Source organism: Curtobacterium sp. NPDC086286 (genome assembly GCF_044746255.1).
Taxonomy (GTDB): domain Bacteria; phylum Actinomycetota; class Actinomycetes; order Actinomycetales; family Microbacteriaceae; genus Curtobacterium.
In genome coordinates, this window is sequence record NZ_JBIVBW010000004.1 from 345,793 (window position 1) to 363,214 (window position 17,422).

The window sequence follows — 17,422 nt, forward strand, 5'->3', positions numbered from 1 at the left end:
CCGAGACCAGTCTCATTGCGCGTGCCTTATACGGCCGCGCCACAAGCGTCGGCGCTCCCTCCTACGATCCAAGCCATGAGTCGTCGTCGTTCGGGTCGTTGGGTACCGCCGCAGCCGTTCTCGTTAGAGGAAGCAGCACGCGGCCCCGATGCGCGTGAGCTGGAAGAGCCACTGCCCGTTTACGTCTGGTTCCAGCTTCCGGATCGGTTGATTCGCCGGGACGACGCGGTTGCTCGGAGCATGACCCGTGACGCGGTCTGGGTGGAAGCGGGTCGTGGCGAGACGAAGCTCGAGGCGTGGGTGTGGAGAAGTAGCGTCCGCCATCGAGTGGCGGAAGAGAGGGCGCGGGACCTCCGCTCGTAGGAGGGTGGTCAGAGCGGCACGCGGAGGTGCTCGTTCGGATCGAGGTCGTTTTCGTGGCAGCCAGACATATCCGGGCACCTGCTCTTGGACCTGCTCCTCGCGTGGAGGGCGGGGCGGAGTTGTGTCACGGCGTCGTTGGCGGTGGCAATCCGCAGGTCGACGTGCGCCGTCGCCACCCCTGTTGTGACGATGAGCTGGTTGCGGCGGGCCGCTCGACGGCGTGTACGCGCCGGTTGTGTCAAATGCGCATCTGCGTCGCCACTGCAGGCGCGGCTGCTCGCATTTGGCGGGCATCAGCAGCGGTGGTGCTGCCGCGGCGCGCCGCACCGGCGCGTCCGTGTGGATGCCGCCGTCGCAGTCGACCGTGGTGGGAGCGCAACGCCTTCACTAACTGGCGCCTGCCTCGTGACGCCGTTGAGGGCGTACGGCGCTCGTCGCGACACGCCGACCGAGCGTTGTCCACAGCGGTGCAGAGAGTCGTCCTGCGCATGTGGAGGAGTGTCGGTGGTGGCGTCCAGATTGGCGGTATTCCGGGGTACACCGACCTGTCCACGCTGCGGAGGACATTGTGGAGAACTACACGGCTGTAACACTTTCTCTTGTGGTCGGTCCCGGTGTCGGCCACTACATGTACCGTTGAAGCTGTGAGGGCGGTCACCCGCCCGAACAGCAACAAACCCCCGACCGGATCTTCCAGTCGAGGGCTGTCACTCCACACAGTTCGCGCCGAAGTTTCCTAGGCCCAAGCGCTCACCGTGTATTCGAACTCAGATTGGAGACGCCAGATGGTCACCCGCACCGGTTGAGTCTCACTGTACCCATCGGGACGGCATACACGTCATACGCCGCAGAACGATGCGGGTTTCTCTGCCACGTCTGGGCGTGTCGACATCGTCGACAACCGACCGCCGTTCGCACGTCGCCTCCATCACAGGAGCTGACGTCTCGCAGCCACGACTCCGTGGCTGAACCTCCTTCGTTGCCGACGTCCGGCAACACCTTTTTCGCAGCGACGGCATCGTCGCTGCAGACACGGAAAGGAGAGGGCACAGTGACCCTCCGTTTCAAGATCAAACCTGCCCGAAACGGCCAGTGGTCGTGGTGGCTCTACGCCGCGAACAACGAACTGGTCGCATGGGCCGGCGAGACGTGCGCCTCGCCCACGAACGCGCAGCGCGCTGCCACATCGTTCAAAACCGGGTCCTTGATGGCCCGGTACGACGTGTACCTCGACACCGGCGCAACCTGGCGGTGGCGGGCATGGCGTTCCAGCGACAAGGTCGCGGCATCCGGTGAAGCGTTCGCATCCCACGCGAACGCGCAGCGCGCCGCGACGAACGTGCAGACGAACGCATTCGTCGCCGTCGGCGCGTAACCACAACACCCTCAGCGCGGTGGTCGGCGAGCAGCATCTCGGCGACCCCCCATCTCGCCGCAGTCGCGGCAGAACGGAACACAATCATGACGAACTCGAACGACCGACACGTCGTCCAGAACCCCAACGGCGGCTGGGACGTTACGGCACCCGGCGCGAGCCGCGTGTCCGCACACACGCCTACGCAGGCGGCAGCCATCGACCGGGGCCGGCAGATCATCGGCAACGCTGGCGGCGGCGAGCTGAACATCCACGGCCGTGATGGTCAGATCCGCGCGAAAGACACCATCGCACCCGGCAACGACCCGCGCAACATCCGCGGATAGCGCCTATTGCGGCGACTCGAGTGGCTCCGGCTACCCGTCGGAGCCACCCAAGTCGCTCCACCCCGTTCAAAGCAGCGTCACGCACCCCCTTGAAGGAAGATCGTCGTAGGTATTGATCGGCTCATCGAGCGTGGGGTGCCGGTGCTGCACCGTGTCACTGCCGATGTCCGTGATGGATCGTAGGGTGCTGCCATGCTTCTTCTAGCTTCAGGCGCAGACCCCGTTCTCGTCCCGACATGGGTCGGCGCGATCGCAGCGGTGCTCGCGGCCGCACTGGCCGGCTTTGCGCTCATCCCCGCAGCCATCCAGGTCCGGCAGAACAGCAAGCAGATCGCAGCCGCCGCGCTCCGCGAGGCGCAGGACAGCGAGGACCAGACCCGGCCCTACGTCGGAATGGACGTCGTACCGAGCATCGCCGGCGGCGGATCCTTCGACCTCGTCATCGAGAACTTCGGACGCACCACCGCGCGGAACATCCGCATCAGACTCGCAGACTCCGTCTTCGGTGCTCAGTACCAGGACGACTCCGTCAGCGCAGCGCTCGCTCGGGTATTCGCCAAACCGTTCGACCTATCACCCGGCGCCCGACGCCGGCTCTTCTGGCACCTGCCCGACGACCCGAAAGCTCAGCCACGTGGTGCCAAGGGAGCTCCAGCAGCCGACACCGTCATCGCCACGTATCAGTGGCAGCCCGGAAGCGACCGCGAAGCCCAGCAATACGAAGAACGCTACCCATACGACCTCACCGACTGGCCGACGATCATTCCACGGCCGTACACCGGAGCAGACGCGCAAGGATCAAACGACGACCCGAACAAGCACCTGCGGAACATTGCGCACGGGATCCGCGCTGTCGCACACCACGCTGGCGAGCAGCACCGGTAGCGAGCGAGATGTGAGCGCACACCGGGGAGCCCTCTGGTGAGACCGTCGCAGCCGCACGTCACGCCAAGCGCCAAGCCGACTGCACATCGTTCGCGATCGCGTTCTTCCGCCAAGTCTTCAGCTGGATGAAACGCCGGTGACTTGTGTCGAAGAGGTGCAGTACCGAGCGCTGCGGCTGGTGAACCCACGGCAGCTGCGGCAGACGGTTCTCGCTCAGCGGCAGCCGGTTCACCTTCCGATGCAAACGATCCGCTGCCACGACCAAGTCCCGTCCCGTCCGGAGATCAAGGACGCGGCCGACGTTCCGCTCTATCCTCAACCACGTGCGTGCGCTCCGCTCGATGACCGGCACGTGGAGTAGGACGAGGAGTTTGACGCGCAGACCCTGCTCGATCGCATCGAGGACGACGTTGCCGCCATGACTGTGCGCGTAGACCGTATCGAGCGCGCTGAGGCCGTACCGAGCACACCACCGCAGCAGATCCGCTGTTCCTTGCGCGCGGGCGGCGTCGCTTAAACCCGCAGTCCAGCGCGGGTAGTCCTGTCCAGCGTAGAGGTTGCGTGAGGCGTAGCTGCGGACGTGATTCGAAAGCGGTGACGACGGCGCGTACCAACGCTTCTGCGCAGATGTGAGCCGCGCGAACGTCCCGTGCAGCATCACACTGCATGACGCGGGATCGCTGTCGGCGCCGGCATCGGGCGATCGATTGCCGTCGTCGGCTACGTCGTCGTGGTCCGCATCGAAGTCATCCGCTGTCTCGTCGGGACCAGTGGACGCGTCGACGATGACGCTGCCGATCGCTGACACGGTGGCGTTTGACGAGCGGCGGGCCGTCTGAAGGATGACCTGCACGGTCTCCTCGTCGGTCCGGCCCAAGGAGTGCAGAACCGCGGCCGCGACGGTACGGACCAGCTCGTCCGCATCGCGTAGCGACTCGGTCAGCAGCGTTACTGCTGACCGAGCTGATGAAAACGACGCGATGTTGGCAAGCAGACGATTCGCGGTCGACGGTACGTCAAACTCGGATGGAACGTCGCCGAGTGGGCGAGTGAGTATGTATTCCTGCGGCGTCTGGTCCGCTGCCAGCCCGTACTGCGGGCCGGACGGCGCCGGGCGCGGTAGCAGGCCCAGTGCCGCTTGCCGTAACCAGTCAAGTGATCGTGTCCTCGCCTCGGTCGTCAAGGGCCGTGGTAACGGCGTCGCCCGGAGCAGCGGGTCCTCGGGACCAACGAATCCCGCCGGCGGCAGACCGGAGAGCGCATAGCCGATCAACATCAGCTGCGTACCGCGCACCTCGGCAGCTCGGTCTGACCAAAGCCTCGCAACCCCGCTGTCGTCCGCTTCTGCCATCTGCAGCGCCCCCTATTCCGGGACCTCTCGTCGTCCCACCCAAGCACTGACGGTAGCGCCCTAAACGCCCATCCGGGGATCCCCCATCCAGGCCGCAGGCAGTCCTGCAATGAGCCTTGTGAACTGTGAACCGCACCTGGCTATCTTTCGCCAGCCCGCCCTGGGACCGACCGGGTCCAGACGCGACAGCGACGACGTCGCTCACGCTGAAAGTCGTTAGACGTTCAGCTGCGGGCAGCGTCGCTTCGCTGGGATCTGACGTCGTCGTCCGTGCCACGCTCCGCACCGACAGGCGGTCTGGCCACGGGCTCAGGCTCGGGCTCGGGCTCGTCAGGAGGGTCCGATTCGAGGTGTCTCCAATTGCGGATGAGCCGGTAAATGAAGCGGATGAACAGCCCTAGGAGCCCGAGCGCTGTGCCGACGAATCCGCCCGACAGCGCTGACCGTGCCGTGTCCGCAGGCGCAACAGTGACGATCAACCATGCTCCGACGGCCAGCAGCAGCACTCCGAGCGTGAAGACGCCGGTGACGACACCGAGGGCAGCCCAACGGCGTGGGGAGAGGGCTTTACGGCGAACTAATGCCGCTAGCGCGGCGGCTTCTTGCTGCTGATGGGTAGCAACAGCTTCCGTAGCTGGGTGGTCCGCACCGAGCACCGTCAGGCACTCTTGTGCGGCGCGGATCGCCTCGACGCGACGACGAGGCGCGCGCTGCGCGGCCACTGAGCGGACACCGGAAGCCGCGGCAACGAAGAGAGCCCCGGCCGCTCCGGAGACGATGAACTGCACTGCGATACCGCTCACCGGCGAACCAAACGCATCTGGACGAGGATCACATCGGAGGGTCGCACTCTCGCGCGCCTTCTCGGTTCAGGTTGAAGCACCAGGTGCATGGCGGGAGCTCTCGGCGTGCTCACTTTTCGGACTGCGCGAACGTGGTGAGCGACTTGAAGAGGCGTTGATCGAGATCGGTAACGGTCCAAGGTTCGTCCTCGCCAAGGTGCGACTGCAGGAGCGATCGCAACAGCAGGACGGCGACGGCCCACGCGGACCACGCTTCGCCTTTCAAAGTGATCCTTGAGTTCTTCGGCTCTGTGCCGTGCACGATTTTCGACCGGTGGTTGTACACCTTCTTGAGGACGTCGTACGCGAACGCTGCGTCCATCCTGTCAGCGAGAGCGGTCGCAGCACGCAGCCCCATACGGTGCACCAACTCGTCGTGTTCCTCCCCAAGGAGTGCTTCGATCCCGATGCAGGCGTCGAGGAGCGCGTCATCGGGATGTGGTCGAAGTGATGCTTGCCGCAGTCGCCGTGCTGCGAGTTTTGCGCGAGCGTTCGTGGAACGTAACCGAGGAAAGACCTCGGCTGCGCGGTAGCAGCGTGCTGCGCTGATGGTCTTCGGCGCGCGACTCCAACCGTGATCCGCCAGAGCTGGAGGTAAGCGCGAGGCGATAATTGTGTTCTCAATCGGAGGAAGATCGCTCAGCCAACTGTAGGCCCAACCGCGTGGTCGAAGCGCCACCTGGACGTATCCGAGTTGTCGTTCTGTTGCGATGTCCAGTGCTTGGAAAACCTCGTCGATCTCGCTTATGAATGGTGGGTCGTTGTCGAACCGGATTCGCCGCGGGAGCGGACCGTCGGAGTTGTCGACCTCACGATTGCGGAGGACCACCGCGTGCGTTGCTGCCGACACGAGGTACGCGTTGATGCTTGAGTTGCGGTCAACGGCTCGTGCTCGTTGAGTGGGTTCGTCGAGCGCTTCGACCCACACGTCGTCTCCGAGGTGCAGCGGTTCGTCGATGTCAAGCTGCGTCAGCGTGATCGGCACGACCACGTCAACGGGCAGCGTGTCCGCTAGGAGTGCTCGTTCGTGCTCTCGGTACACCGTCTCGACGGGGAGGCCGGTCGCGTACACCCGCTCGGCAATCGTTGCGACGATCCTGGTCGCATCAAGTGTCTTGAACACGCGTGCGATGGCCGCGTCGTCCGGGTTGATGCCTGCGCCTGAGATGCGTGCGCACAAATCACCGTCAGCGAGGACGAACTCGATCATATCTTGAAGCTCGGCAATCTCAGACGCGTCGAGTCTGGGCTTACCTTCCGTCCCTCTGTTCGTGAAAAGACTCATTACGTCCATCGGACCGTCGGTGCTGTGCACGAAGCGACTCTTGCTGATAGATGGCCATCCATGCTCATTGAGCCGGTACTCGGGTACTTCCTGGCGTGTAACGTACCCGGGGGTGGTCGCGATCTCGGGAAGGAGCGCCGTGACCGCGTTGACGGCGGCGATTGCCCGGGTAGCGAGTTCCCGATTGATGGCGTCCTGCATGCCCGAATCTTAAGGTCTGACACTGTCATTCCTCCAATCTCGGCAGGCGCGCAAGGATAGGGGCATGGGCGCAGCGACGACCCTCGTTGACGTGGCCTTCTGCCGGCTGCGCACCTTCGGTCGAGGCGTCGTTAGTCCGGCAAGTTGTGCCGAAGGTCGTATCCGGTGTCGGCGAGGAACTGCAGCCGGTTGCGGACTTCTTCGAGTGATGCTGCGTCGTCGTCGTTGCGCATGTCGGCTCGCAGCAACGTGTTGGCGGTGATGATGTCGTCAGTGCGGTCCGTGTAGCCGGCCGCTGCTGCGGTCAGGAAGGTGGTGGGATCGGCGGGTCGAACCAGCTCGGTGCCCGAGTAGCCGACGGTGTCCGGTTCGAACCCGAGCGAGCCCATGTCGACCTCGTGTTCGGTGAACGCGACGAGCCGGTACGGCATCTCTCGTTTGCTGATGGCCGGGTAACCGGGCCGTTGGGAGATGGCGCGGCCGGAGATGCGGCAGCCAGCGCTGATGAGCCGTTTCGCCTGCTCGACGAGCGGCGCGTCCGATGTCCACCGCGTCCTGACGCCGCCGGGTCCCGGGTAGCAGGCGATGGCGAAGTCGACGAGGCCACCGACTTGCCGTGATTCCCATCCGATGTCGGTGCGGTGGACGCGTTTGCCGAGCCTGGCAAGGGCGTCGTCGACCTGCCCTGGCGTGAGTCCTGCGCGGACGAGGCCGTCAAAGGTGGATCCGTTGACGGCGAGCATCCGCGCAACGGCGAAGGTGATGTAGATCGGCGCTGCGTCCTTCCACCGGTCGTGGCTGCCGAGGACCTGTTTACCGTCGACCCATACGCGTCGTCGGTCGACGTCGACGAGGAGGACCGTTGTGGTCTGTTCGGCGAGTGCGATCTGTGTCGTCGTCACCGTCCGCGGCGCCAGCAACAGCATTTCCGCGGGCACAGCCGGCTCGTCGCGTGGTCTCTGCGTCAGGGTCGGGAATCGTGCGCGGCGGCCGTCGGCGAGGCGGATCGTGTCGTGCGTCTCCACGACCGCGGTGTGTCCGGCAACCTTAAGAACGGCGAGAGCGTCAGTGAGGTCAGTGGTGTCGCCGAGCCCGTACGGCATGGTGATCTGCGGCCGACCACCGTAAGCGGCGGCGACCCATTCGAGTGCGGGCCCCATCAGCTGCGCTCCTCTGGAGTGTCGGGGCGGATGAGCGCCACGATCCAGCCCGCCTCGGTTAGGAATGGGTCCCACCCGTCGCGGGTGTCGCCGGGGGCGGGTTCGATTCGGTAGGTGGCGGCGTCGCCGCTGCCGTGGACGATGACCTGTCGGAGTTCGGTGTCGGGTGGGTCGCGGAAGTACATGTGACCGTGGACGCCGTGCAGGTCGAAGGCGACGTTGATGAGGAACAGGTCCGGACGGTGGGTCGTCATCGCCACTGCCGTCCGCGGAACAGGGCGACGATCATTGCGAGCGGCCGCCCCTGCTGAATCCAGGTCAACGGCGTCAGCGGTTCGTCGTCGACTTCAAGGAAGGTGCGCGGTGTGGTCATGAACTCGGTCATGGCCGCTGCGTCAAGCAGCGGCTGCGGTGCCGCGGCGAGGAGGACGTCGAGGCCGGGTAGCAGACTGGACGGGTCGCCGAACTCGGGCAGGGCCGGTTTCACGAGTTGCCAGTCGGGGATGCGTTCTTCGCCCTCGAGGTCGAAGCTGAGGAGTCGATTCGACCCGAACAGCTCACCAACGTCATCGATGGTGACCTGTAGTGCTGCGGCGGCTTCCGCTTCGGTGAGGGTCGCATCGAGCAGGTGCCGGCGGATGCGGGCCTGCGTGTTCCGCCACCAGTCCTCCGGAACATCTGCCGGGTCGACTGGGGAGTCGGAGCCGCGAGTGAGTTGCCGGCCGTCGTCGGCGTAGGCGCTGAGCTGCTCCCGGGTGACTTCCCCGCGGGCGTACCTCCACAGCTGTGACTGCCAGGGCATGTCGTCGGGGAACCCTTCGAGGTAGCCGGAGTGGATGACCGCCCGGACTGCTTTCTCGCGTCTGGCGATTTCGGAGGCGGGGATGAGGATGGTCTGCACGATGCGGTTCGCCTCTCGTACCGCTGGCACGTTCAGGTCCGACAGAACCGCGTTGGTCCTGTCATAGAGCTCGTAGCCGGGTCCCGTGTCGATGGCGCGGACCATGATCTGCGTCAGATGCGCATCCGGGTTGTCGGTGTCCTCGAGGAGCAGGTTGCCCCAGAGGATCCGGTCGTTCGAGAGATGCAGCGACACCAGACGCATCATCAGCAGGTATCTCCAGTCGGGGGGGGGCGGGGCCGTCAGGGTTGCGGGAAGTCGGCGGGGGTGCGACCGATGCGATCGGGTGCGTAGCGGAGGATGAACCGCATGATCCGGTGCGCCTCGACCATCGCCGGGGGCGACGGATCTTGCTCGTCTGGGTCGACGCTGATAAGCCGAAACCAAGGCGGTTCGTCGGTGTGGTCGATGAGGACGGTTGTCGGTGCTTGATCGGGGTGGTCGGTGTCGGTGAACATCACGGATCCGAAGAACCGGGTGTCGTCGAACGCCAACGTCAGCGACAGCAGCTGCAACATCAGCCCGTTCCGTCCTCGTCGCCGCTGTCGGGGTGCCAGCGGAGGTCGTGGGCGAGGTCGGATCGGAAGCGCAGCAACTGCCGCAGCCCGTTCACCGCGTCCGTATTCGCGTCGTCGTAGCTGTCGGCATAGATGACATGCGCGGTGATGAAGTCATCCGTGCAGCACCCCTCGGCGGTGAGGATCGTGGTGTCTTGCGGGATGACGACCGTCACCGTGATGTCGTTCGCGGTGGCGGGCTTGTAGCCGACTGCCTGCATGTCGGGGTGCTGGGCGAAGAACGCTGTCAGTCGGTTTGGTGGGACGAAGACGCCGGTTTGCTGCGCCGCCCACCGGTCCGACATCAATCCACCGAGACCGATGAGCTGGTCTGCTTGGTCGTCGATGGTGTCGTCGCGTCGCCAGGAGGTGCGGATCCCGCCCGGCCCCGGGTACGCGGCGAGCGTCCAGTCCACGAGCTGGCCCAAATCGGCTGCTTCCCAACCGCGCTCGGTCGACACGACGTGATCTCCGAGCGTCCGAAGCACCTCCGAAACCTGCTTGACCGACAGGCCGGTTCGCGCTGCGATGTCGGCGGTGCTGCCGCCGTGCATCGTGACGGTGCGGGCGACGGCGAACACGTTCCGCCATCCCGGTGTCGCGTCGCGCTCCATCGATGAGCCGTAGACCTGCTTGCCGTTGGCCCAGACGCGTTGCCGTTTCCCGTTCACGACCACCAGGTCCGGGTACCGGCGCGCCAACGACAGGACACCACCTTCGGACCCGCCGGGCAGGACGATGAGGTCCTCGTCACGTTCGGCCGGCGGGCCGTCGTCGTTGATCGTGGCGGTCGGGTTCGGGGTGGACAGGAACCCGGACCGGCCGTCGTCGAACCGGAGCCTGTCGAACGCCTCCACCTTCGCTGGCATCCCCGCCGCCGCCAACGCCACCAGCGTCTGAGTGATGTCAATCGTCCACCCGAGCCCGAACGGCAACAACAAGATCCTCTGGTGATGGCGGATGTCCTGCACCCACTGCCGGTCACCCATCAACGCCACCACCGTCCGGCTCCGACGGCCGGTCCGAACCACGTCCGGCCAACCGTGGGTCGTCCTCGGAGAGCCGCTCGAGCCCCAGCCCGGACGCGTCGAGGATCGCGTTCTCGGACTCCTCAGTGGCGACGAACGACCCGATCTGCGCGTTGACCGCGACAAGCGTCCCGATCCGACTCCGCGCATCCAACACCACCGCAGCGACCTCCTCAGCGGTGCAATCGGAGGTCAGCTCCGGCTTCGACGGGTGGAGCGCGGGGAACTCGAGCCGCTGCACCGGTGGATGCCACGTCACCCCGACGCGCAGCACCCGACCATCGTCGTCGTTGCGGTAGAACATCGACCCGAAGGGATGACCCTGGTCGAGGGTCAGCTCGGCACCGTAAAGCGTCCAACCGGCGGCAGCGTAGGACGGGTCCCATCGCGTGACCGGGAGGGCGCCGATGCCCATCTTCAGACCCCCGATGACCGCTTGGCCTTCCTGAACTTCGGCGTAAAGCGCTCGGAGGTCCGGGGGCGGTGATTCGCGCATGAACGAGATCGGTAGCCTCACCAGCCGGGTCCTTGAACCGCCGTCTGCGCCCGGCGTCACAGCCGCTCCCCCGCCTTAACCTGCGGAAGTCGAGCTGCCCCGGGAAGCGGCTCGACCCGAGCTACGGGCAGACCCTCCACGGTCAGCACCACATGCCCGTGGCCATGCACGAGAAGCACCCACTCGACTGGATGAGCGCCGAAATCCGTCGCGTCGACGTACCGCACAGGAGGCTCGTCCGCGGTACCTCCCCTCGTCATAAGGCGCCCGCGAAGACGACCAGGCCGACACGGCGGCGCAGAGGCCTCCTCGTTAGCGTGTTCGGGTGAGGCACATTGCCGACGTCAACGAATCGTGCGGGATCCTGAGCGCCGCCGAGCCCTGCGATGCGTGCCGGCAGTGCACAAGCGCTCCACCGCGAACCTGCGGTGTGCACGACCTCCGGTGGCGTGCCTGGAGCGTCGTACCGACGCATCGATGCGGCGCTCGCCCTGTTTGCAGCACGTATTGCCATGCTCGACAAGATAGCGAACATTTGTTCACTGCGCTCTGGCAGTTTTCACGACAGCGTCGAATGGTGCCAGATCGCAGCGAGCCGAACCTCCCGGCACTTCGCCTCGCGGTGCAGCAAGCTCGGCACGAGGCAGGTCTGAGCTGGGATGAGCTAGCGGCGCGGTCTGGCCTGCAACGGCGAAGCGTGCAGTATCTCGCTTCCGGCGAGCGGACGGGGTCGCTGACGGCATGGTGGAAGCTGGCACAAGGACTTGGGCTGCGCTTCGGCGACCTGGTCGAGGCCCTCGACGCCCCGGACGCAACGGACGAGGTAGTCGTCGATCGTTGACAGTAGTCGACTCGGGCCCGAACCGTGGGACGAGCTCGGCAGGTTACTCGAGGATACGAAGCGGCCGCACCTGCCTACCTTCCGTAGACGCGACCTGGGCCTCGAGGTCATGCACATGCTGGTGCAGTGCCAGCGCGTAGCGCCGTACGTTCTCTAGGTTCTCGCTCGCCGTCGATATCTGTTCTCGGAGTGCTTCTATCGTCGCGTCGCGCTCAGTGAGCTCAGCGCGTAGACGAGTGACGGTGATCGGATCTCGGTCGTCGTCGTTCATTCGGCTGACCTCGAGCGGGATCCGATGTTGGAGTGCGACGAGTAACTCGTTGTAGTGCTTGTGCGCACTTCCGTGTGAATACTTGCCGATTCGCGCCATGCCAGCCTTGCTCACAGGCTCGCCGTTGCCTGAGAGCAGTGTTCCCGCGATGACGGCTTGCAGTGGTACTGGCAGGGGTTCGCTGCCGCTCATGACTGTGGCGAGGATCGCGGCCAGCTCCCGGTGCGTCGTCATGCGACCACCTGCCGCCGCGCCGCCGCCGCGTAGCTTCCCGGCAGCTCTGTGAGGATCAGCTCGATCAGCTCGGGATCCGTAAAGGACTCGAACTCTGGCTTGAGTTGTGGCATGTCTGCCTCGATTTTCTTTCGGGCGCGTTCGAAGATGCCTTCACGGCCGATGTGCTCCCTCCGTGCGAGTTCCTGCCGGGCTCGTTGCCCTTTCGTCATGGCTGAATTCTTGCAGGCTCCCGGTCGACAGAGCCGGAAGTTTGCTTCCGTCACGCCGCCGCACAGTCCGCCGGGGCCAAATACGCAGATGGTGAACGTGCCGGCAACGACGTTCTTGTTGCCCTTGGCGAGCTTGACGAGCTGCTTTCCCGTCACAGGCTCGTTGATGAGTTTGTAGGCGTCCGAACGGATGAGCGTGTCGTCCAGCCGTTGGGCACCTCGGCCGCCTATCGCGTCGCTCAACCCAAGCTCCGTGATGTCGGCGGCGACGTCGACGAGCGTCTGACCTAGGACGACCTGCCGAACTTCTTCGACGGACTCTGGGTCCGCGATGTAGACACTGTTTGGAAGGTGGCCGTAGTAGCCCTCTGCCACCTTCCGGCTGGACCAATGCCCCTGGGCTGCTGCGAGTGCGTCGCCCCATGGCTGGGACGCATAACACTGCACTCCAGTGATCCTGATTGTTCGATGGGACAGCCACGTTGGCAGTTCAGGGAGTGCAGCGATCAAGCCGCGATCGGAAAGGATCTCCCCGGCACGTTCGAAGCGACGAAGCCACTCGAACTGAAGCACCATCGAATCCGTCTTGGTGACCTTACCGAGTCCCAGACCAGGGTGGAAGAGGATTTCCTCACCGGTGGTCGGGTGCACTCTTGGCGCGAGGTGCAACGCTTTCTTCAGGCGCTTGATGATCTGAACGGCGCGGACGACGTCCTCGCTGACGACCCAGGTGGCGGGGCGCGGCTCTGGCACGTTCTTGACTAGGAAACCGCGCATTCGCGTCACAGGAACATCGGTGTCGCCTCGTTCGTAGCTTCCGGCGCGGATGCAGTCATCGGGCAGTGCCGCGAACTCTCGGTCCCGTACGGTTGTGAGCAGCGCTACGACGTAGGCGCATGCGAACGCAAGCAGAGATGTCCAATAGTCCAGCCCGTTTCCGTAGCGGGTCGCGATCAGCCCGTCGGTCCACGGACGAAGTGATCCGTCGAGCGCTGGAACGGGCTGTATCGGCAGGTCGAATCCGTCCTCCGTTACCGACACGCCTCGCTCACGTCGCAGGTCTGCCCAAACAGCTACCGCAGGGCCGACCGGGTTTTTGAGCACCTTGTTTGAGCAGCCTGCCATTTTGACGAAGGTGGCCCAGGAGGGAGCGGGATCGACTGTATCTCCGCGCAGTCCGACCGTTGCCGGGAGGGCACGACCGGTCTCCCGCCACCGTCGCAGGTCGTCCATGACCACCGCGAGTTGCTCGGGTCGGCTCAGGTGTGTTCTGTCGGGCACCTGGGCAAGATGTTCGCGGCGCGTCAGGATGTCCTCCGCGCAGTGGTCCATGATCCAGAGACTCAGGCCGAGGACTGCGCCGCAAATCTCCGGGTTGGGTCGCTCAGTGTTCGGGCCGCGCTCTGGCACTTTGAAGACCTTCATCACGCTTTCGCCGCCGAATGGGCGGCCGCCGAACATTTCCGGCGCCCCGAGCACGTGTCGAGCCTTCCATAGCGCCGGCAACTGCAGTGCGTACGTTGCGCTCGTTAGCGGCGCGTTGCCGGGGCTACGGTCCTCGATGGCCTGCGCCACGGACCGCCACCCAGCTGCGGTCAATACCGTGCCGTGGGCATCGATGATGGGCAGGGTGACCTTGAATGTAAGAGCGTAGGCGACCGCGGTCATCATCGAAACGGGCGCGGCAGCGGCAAGGGCGAGAGCGTTGGGGGCCGAGGTGTCGAGGCCACTGGCGCCGGTTCTTGCGAGCGTCGGGTTGAGGCGGAGGAGGATCCAGTCCTTGACGACGTGCCGCCAGCGCACCGGGATGTCAGCGAACTCGATGTTCCTCACGCTCTGGTTCACGAGTGGGTAGCCTTGGATGTCCCAGATGTCATCGCCGTACCGGATGGGAGTGCGAATCTGCACACCTCGCGGGATGAGCGCGCGCACATCGGTCCCGGGGCTGAGCCGTGGCCGCGCTCCTTGAACGGGGATTGTCGGAACCGCTGGAGTCTTATTCACGAATCCTCGTTTCATAGTAGGCGCAGGCAACTAGCGTGCGACCGTTGTCGACGGCGGTATCGGGCGCTGCGTCGACGAGCGACTTCGGAAACTGTTCGAGGCTGCGGGTCGCGAATGCATTCAAGAGCGGCGCGTCACCGTCGAGCCATTCGGCTGGTTCGTACTTTCTGATGTTTGCGCTGAACTCGACGGCCGCGACCAGACCCGGGATGACTTCAGGCGTGCGGTAGCCTTTCGGGCAGGTGAAGCACGCGATCGGCCCTAGACCGCAAGGGAGCGCGGGATTTGTTGGGGATTGCCCGTTAGTGATGCATGCTGCGACGCCGACGTCCATGATTCCGTCTGCTGCCTCGATCGCGGCCTTCGCGTCGCGCTCGTGTTGGTCAAGCTCACTCTCGTTCGGAACGTCCTCCAAGGTCAGTGACGTACGGTCTCGCCAATGTTGCGCGACGTTGTCCTGCGTGGCGAGAAGGAGGGGCACTCTGATGACGTCGGGAACGGCGTCCGCGAGGTAGATTCGGGACATCTCTTCGCTTTGCCCGCTGATTCGCTGTCCCGAGCTTCTCCCGCGGTTTGCGGCCCCTTTCCGTAGCTTACGGAAGCTGATCGAGCCAGGAAGGCCGCCGCGATCAGAACTTGCTCCGACGTGCGAGAACCACCATTTGCGAATATGTTTCTCGCTAAGCACTTCATTGGCACCGGTTGGGATGAAGAGCAGGCGGTCGAAGTCAAACGAGTGTTGACGGAACGCGCGGTCGACGTTTGTGGCGGCTGTGACAAAATTGAGCAGTCCGACGAAGCTGAAGAGTCCCCCGGCTGGCGCCGGTGTACGAATGACTTGGCCGTTGCGGGCCTTGACGCCGGTTGCGTATCCGGCTGTTTCGCTCGATTGCTCGGCAGAGTCGCATGTGAACGAACGAATGACGCTCAGGTTTGGGCCGAGATTGTCGAGGACGGCGAGCAGTATCATTGCCGGAACGAGGTCGTCCTCGTGTACTTCGAATTCTTTCGGAAGCGCTTCCTTCTGGGGAGCGAGGACGGTCGGTTCGAGCTGGAGCCAGTCCTTTGGCAGCGTCCCGTAAGCGCGTTCCACGGCTTCTTGATACCGCAAGAACCATGCGAAGACTCGTTCCTTCATTAACGTTTCGATGACGTCCATGATGTCCGGCGCGTAGCCGACCACAGACGGTTTTGTTACGGGGATCGTATAGGCGAAGAGCGCTTCCGACAATACTGCTCCGTCAGGATGCCACCGTTCCAAAGCGCCGCATACACAGCGTCTTAGGTTTCGGCGCTTGCTTGCATTGCCAGCGGCACGGACGATCGCATCCCACAGATTCACTTCTGTCAGCAACTCGTCGTCCAGACGAGTACATCCAGCAACGCGCTCGAGTTCCACCAGGAACTGACGCGCCCCACTTGCCACCGTCTTCACGGTGGTGGCTGAGGTCCATGTGCCACCCCGCAGATGTATCGAACTCAAAAGGTGCTCAGTGAGCTGGTCTCCCGCCTCCGTGGATCGAAGCTGACGAATGAAGACTGGATACCGAGCGCCGCTGACAGCGAGCCGAAGATCTCCGCCTGTGGTTCTCGAGGCTTCCGTGATGTAGTTCGGGTTGACTCCGCGTTGGTCCGTGTTGCGCGCACTGAGGTAGGTGCGGTCGTTGTCCATTCTCATTGTCGCGTCCGTCCGAGGAACGCGTCGATGGTGTATCGGCTGGCCATCAGTCCGACTTGTTGTATGTAGAGCTGGGTTGTGTTCTGGTCGATGTGACCGAGCCCGATCGATGCCATTTTCACTGCGCTTTGGATGTTAATGCGGTGGGGTCTGCCGTCGAGGTCTCGTCCAGCACTGGTCGGGACTCCGAAGTAGAAGAGCGCTGCGAGGTGCGTTGCGTAGGTTCCGCGAAGGTCGTGGGTCGTCACGTGGGGGAAGATGCTTCCGGCCTCCGCAGCGCGGCGTTCCGCCTCCGCGGAGACGTCGGCGACGATCTCTTCGGCCGTGCGCTCGCTGAGAGGGCGGCCGCGGTGGACGGTCAGGAAGATCATCGCTGGTTGTCCGGTTTTGGTGACGAGTCGCCGCCGTTCATCGGCGGTCATCGTGTTGAAGTTCCTGCGGATGCCGTCCGTGTCGACGATGCCGTGGAACTTTGCCGTGGGGCCGATCGCAACCCAGATCGGATTTGCGGGTGGCTTCCATCTGTCGAGTTGGAGCCGTCGGCCGCCTGTCTCCGGATCGACGTATTTGCGCACTCGGTCGAGGTGTCGACGGATGGCGGGGAGGACGACTTCCCGGGAGGTTTTTGAAACGGCGCCGGGGAGGCGCATCTGAATGAGATCGCCCTCGACTGGACTGGGGTTGCGTGGTGTGGATGAGGGAGCTTGAGGAAGTTCGTAGGTGAGGAGGTGGGCGAGCGTATCGGCTCGTGCGCCACAAGCGAGTCCGAGGGAGATGAAGGCGGCGTCGCGGGCAGCGGTGTAGTTCTGGCCGTTGTTGCGGGTGATTGCGGCGGCGAGGAGTTCATCGATCTGCGGTGGTTCGAGCGGCGTTTGAGCGGCGCTCGCTTTCGGGATACCCCGACCTTCGCGCATTGAGAGCACCGGACCGTTAGCTGTTCGCAGCTCGTCAATCGTGATTGGCAGAGGAATACCTCGCTCGTCGCGCAGCCATTCGTAGAAGCCGCGGATCGTCGCGCGGTCGGAGGCTATGGTGTTCCCTGACACGCGATTTGGCCCAGTCGTGCGCGTGTTGATGTATTCAATGATGTGCGCGTTTGTTGCGCCGCGGAGTGACGTGTTGTGTGCGGTGATGTAGTGCAGGAATGTTCGGAGGTTGTCGGCGCGGGTGATTGCGGTCTTGGTCTTGCGGAGTCCCGTGCGCGCGTCGACTTCGCGCAGCCACGCCGATGCGTCGTCCTCGACGATTCCGTCGATGGTGATCACGGGAGCCGTGACCGGTGGAACGACGTGCGGGACGACGCCGAGGGTGCGTTGCACGACCTCAACGTCCCAGCCGCCGCCGCGGTGCACTCGCACTCGTGCCATCGCCTGCCCCTTCGATAGTGGGAGCCAGTATGGCCCAGAGCGAGG

The 17,422-nt window shown here is 64.4% G+C and carries 17 protein-coding genes; 4 read left to right on the forward strand and 13 right to left on the reverse strand.

Annotation, left to right across the window (positions count from 1 at the left end; genetic code table 11):
• Positions 1-1,414 precede the first annotated feature (1,414 nt).
• The 3 genes from ACIPKM_RS09900 to ACIPKM_RS09910 all read left to right on the forward strand — a co-directional run bounded on the left by ACIPKM_RS09900 (position 1,415) and on the right by ACIPKM_RS09910 (position 2,949).
• Positions 1,415-1,738 carry a hypothetical protein gene (locus ACIPKM_RS09900; protein WP_402736660.1) on the forward strand — a complete coding sequence of 108 codons (324 nt, stop codon included), beginning with the start codon at positions 1,415-1,417 and terminating at the stop codon, positions 1,736-1,738.
• Between the two features lie 86 nt (positions 1,739-1,824).
• Positions 1,825-2,064: a DUF2188 domain-containing protein gene (locus ACIPKM_RS09905; RefSeq protein WP_402736661.1), complete on the forward strand. Its 240-nt coding sequence runs from the start codon at positions 1,825-1,827 to the stop codon at positions 2,062-2,064.
• 192 nt (positions 2,065-2,256) lie between these two features.
• On the forward strand, positions 2,257-2,949 hold the full coding sequence (locus ACIPKM_RS09910) for a hypothetical protein (protein ID WP_402736662.1): 693 nt from the start codon (positions 2,257-2,259) through the stop codon (positions 2,947-2,949).
• Between the two features lie 58 nt (positions 2,950-3,007).
• Here the strand turns inward: ACIPKM_RS09910 and ACIPKM_RS09915 are convergent, their stop codons facing one another.
• The 9 genes from ACIPKM_RS09915 to ACIPKM_RS09955 form a co-directional block, all read right to left on the reverse strand.
• Positions 3,008-4,300, reverse strand: a complete 1,293-nt coding sequence (locus tag ACIPKM_RS09915; RefSeq protein WP_309887371.1) for a hypothetical protein — start codon at positions 4,298-4,300, stop codon at positions 3,008-3,010.
• Positions 4,301-4,524: 224 nt separating this feature from the next.
• Positions 4,525-5,103, reverse strand: a complete 579-nt coding sequence (locus ACIPKM_RS09920) for a hypothetical protein (RefSeq protein ID WP_309887370.1) — start codon at positions 5,101-5,103, stop codon at positions 4,525-4,527.
• A 109-nt stretch (positions 5,104-5,212) separates the two neighbouring features.
• Positions 5,213-6,628 carry a HEPN domain-containing protein gene (locus tag ACIPKM_RS09925; RefSeq protein WP_309887369.1) on the reverse strand — a complete coding sequence of 472 codons (1,416 nt, stop codon included), beginning with the start codon at positions 6,626-6,628 and terminating at the stop codon, positions 5,213-5,215.
• Between the two features lie 131 nt (positions 6,629-6,759).
• The gene (locus tag ACIPKM_RS09930; RefSeq protein WP_309887368.1) at positions 6,760-7,788 is read right to left on the reverse strand and encodes a hypothetical protein; all 1,029 of its coding nucleotides are present in this window, start codon (positions 7,786-7,788) and stop codon (positions 6,760-6,762) included.
• Positions 7,788-8,042 (reverse strand): hypothetical protein, encoded by a 255-nt coding sequence (locus tag ACIPKM_RS09935; protein WP_309887367.1) that lies wholly within the window; start codon positions 8,040-8,042, stop codon positions 7,788-7,790. The genes ACIPKM_RS09930 and ACIPKM_RS09935 overlap by 1 nt, the downstream gene beginning before the upstream one ends.
• Positions 8,039-8,884, reverse strand: coding sequence for an antitoxin VbhA family protein (locus tag ACIPKM_RS09940; RefSeq protein WP_402736663.1), 846 nt, complete (start codon positions 8,882-8,884; stop codon positions 8,039-8,041). Before ACIPKM_RS09940 ends, ACIPKM_RS09935 begins: the two co-directional genes overlap by 4 nt.
• A 47-nt stretch (positions 8,885-8,931) precedes the next feature.
• The gene (locus ACIPKM_RS09945) at positions 8,932-9,207 is read right to left on the reverse strand and encodes a hypothetical protein (protein ID WP_309887365.1); all 276 of its coding nucleotides are present in this window, start codon (positions 9,205-9,207) and stop codon (positions 8,932-8,934) included.
• Positions 9,207-10,247 (reverse strand): hypothetical protein, encoded by a 1,041-nt coding sequence (locus ACIPKM_RS09950; protein WP_402736664.1) that lies wholly within the window; start codon positions 10,245-10,247, stop codon positions 9,207-9,209. The genes ACIPKM_RS09945 and ACIPKM_RS09950 overlap by 1 nt, the downstream gene beginning before the upstream one ends.
• Positions 10,228-10,830 carry a hypothetical protein gene (locus ACIPKM_RS09955; RefSeq protein WP_309887363.1) on the reverse strand — a complete coding sequence of 201 codons (603 nt, stop codon included), beginning with the start codon at positions 10,828-10,830 and terminating at the stop codon, positions 10,228-10,230. Before ACIPKM_RS09955 ends, ACIPKM_RS09950 begins: the two co-directional genes overlap by 20 nt.
• Positions 10,831-11,344: 514 nt before the next feature.
• Here ACIPKM_RS09955 and ACIPKM_RS09960 point away from each other — a divergent pair.
• Complete coding sequence (locus ACIPKM_RS09960) at positions 11,345-11,611, forward strand: helix-turn-helix transcriptional regulator (protein WP_396127789.1); 267 nt, start codon at positions 11,345-11,347, stop codon at positions 11,609-11,611.
• 43 nt (positions 11,612-11,654) lie between these two features.
• Here the strand turns inward: ACIPKM_RS09960 and ACIPKM_RS09965 are convergent, their stop codons facing one another.
• The 4 genes from ACIPKM_RS09965 to ACIPKM_RS09980 all read right to left on the reverse strand — a co-directional run bounded on the left by ACIPKM_RS09965 (position 11,655) and on the right by ACIPKM_RS09980 (position 17,377).
• Entirely contained in the window at positions 11,655-12,116 is a 462-nt protein-coding gene (locus ACIPKM_RS09965; RefSeq protein WP_402736665.1) for a hypothetical protein, read from the reverse strand.
• Entirely contained in the window at positions 12,113-14,173 is a 2,061-nt protein-coding gene (locus ACIPKM_RS09970) for a hypothetical protein (RefSeq protein ID WP_402736666.1), read from the reverse strand. Before ACIPKM_RS09970 ends, ACIPKM_RS09965 begins: the two co-directional genes overlap by 4 nt.
• A 151-nt stretch (positions 14,174-14,324) precedes the next feature.
• Complete coding sequence (locus tag ACIPKM_RS09975) at positions 14,325-16,004, reverse strand: hypothetical protein (RefSeq protein WP_402736667.1); 1,680 nt, start codon at positions 16,002-16,004, stop codon at positions 14,325-14,327.
• A gap of 2 nt (positions 16,005-16,006) precedes the next feature.
• Complete coding sequence (locus ACIPKM_RS09980; protein ID WP_402736668.1) at positions 16,007-17,377, reverse strand: site-specific integrase; 1,371 nt, start codon at positions 17,375-17,377, stop codon at positions 16,007-16,009.
• Between the last annotated feature and the right edge of the window lie 45 nt (positions 17,378-17,422).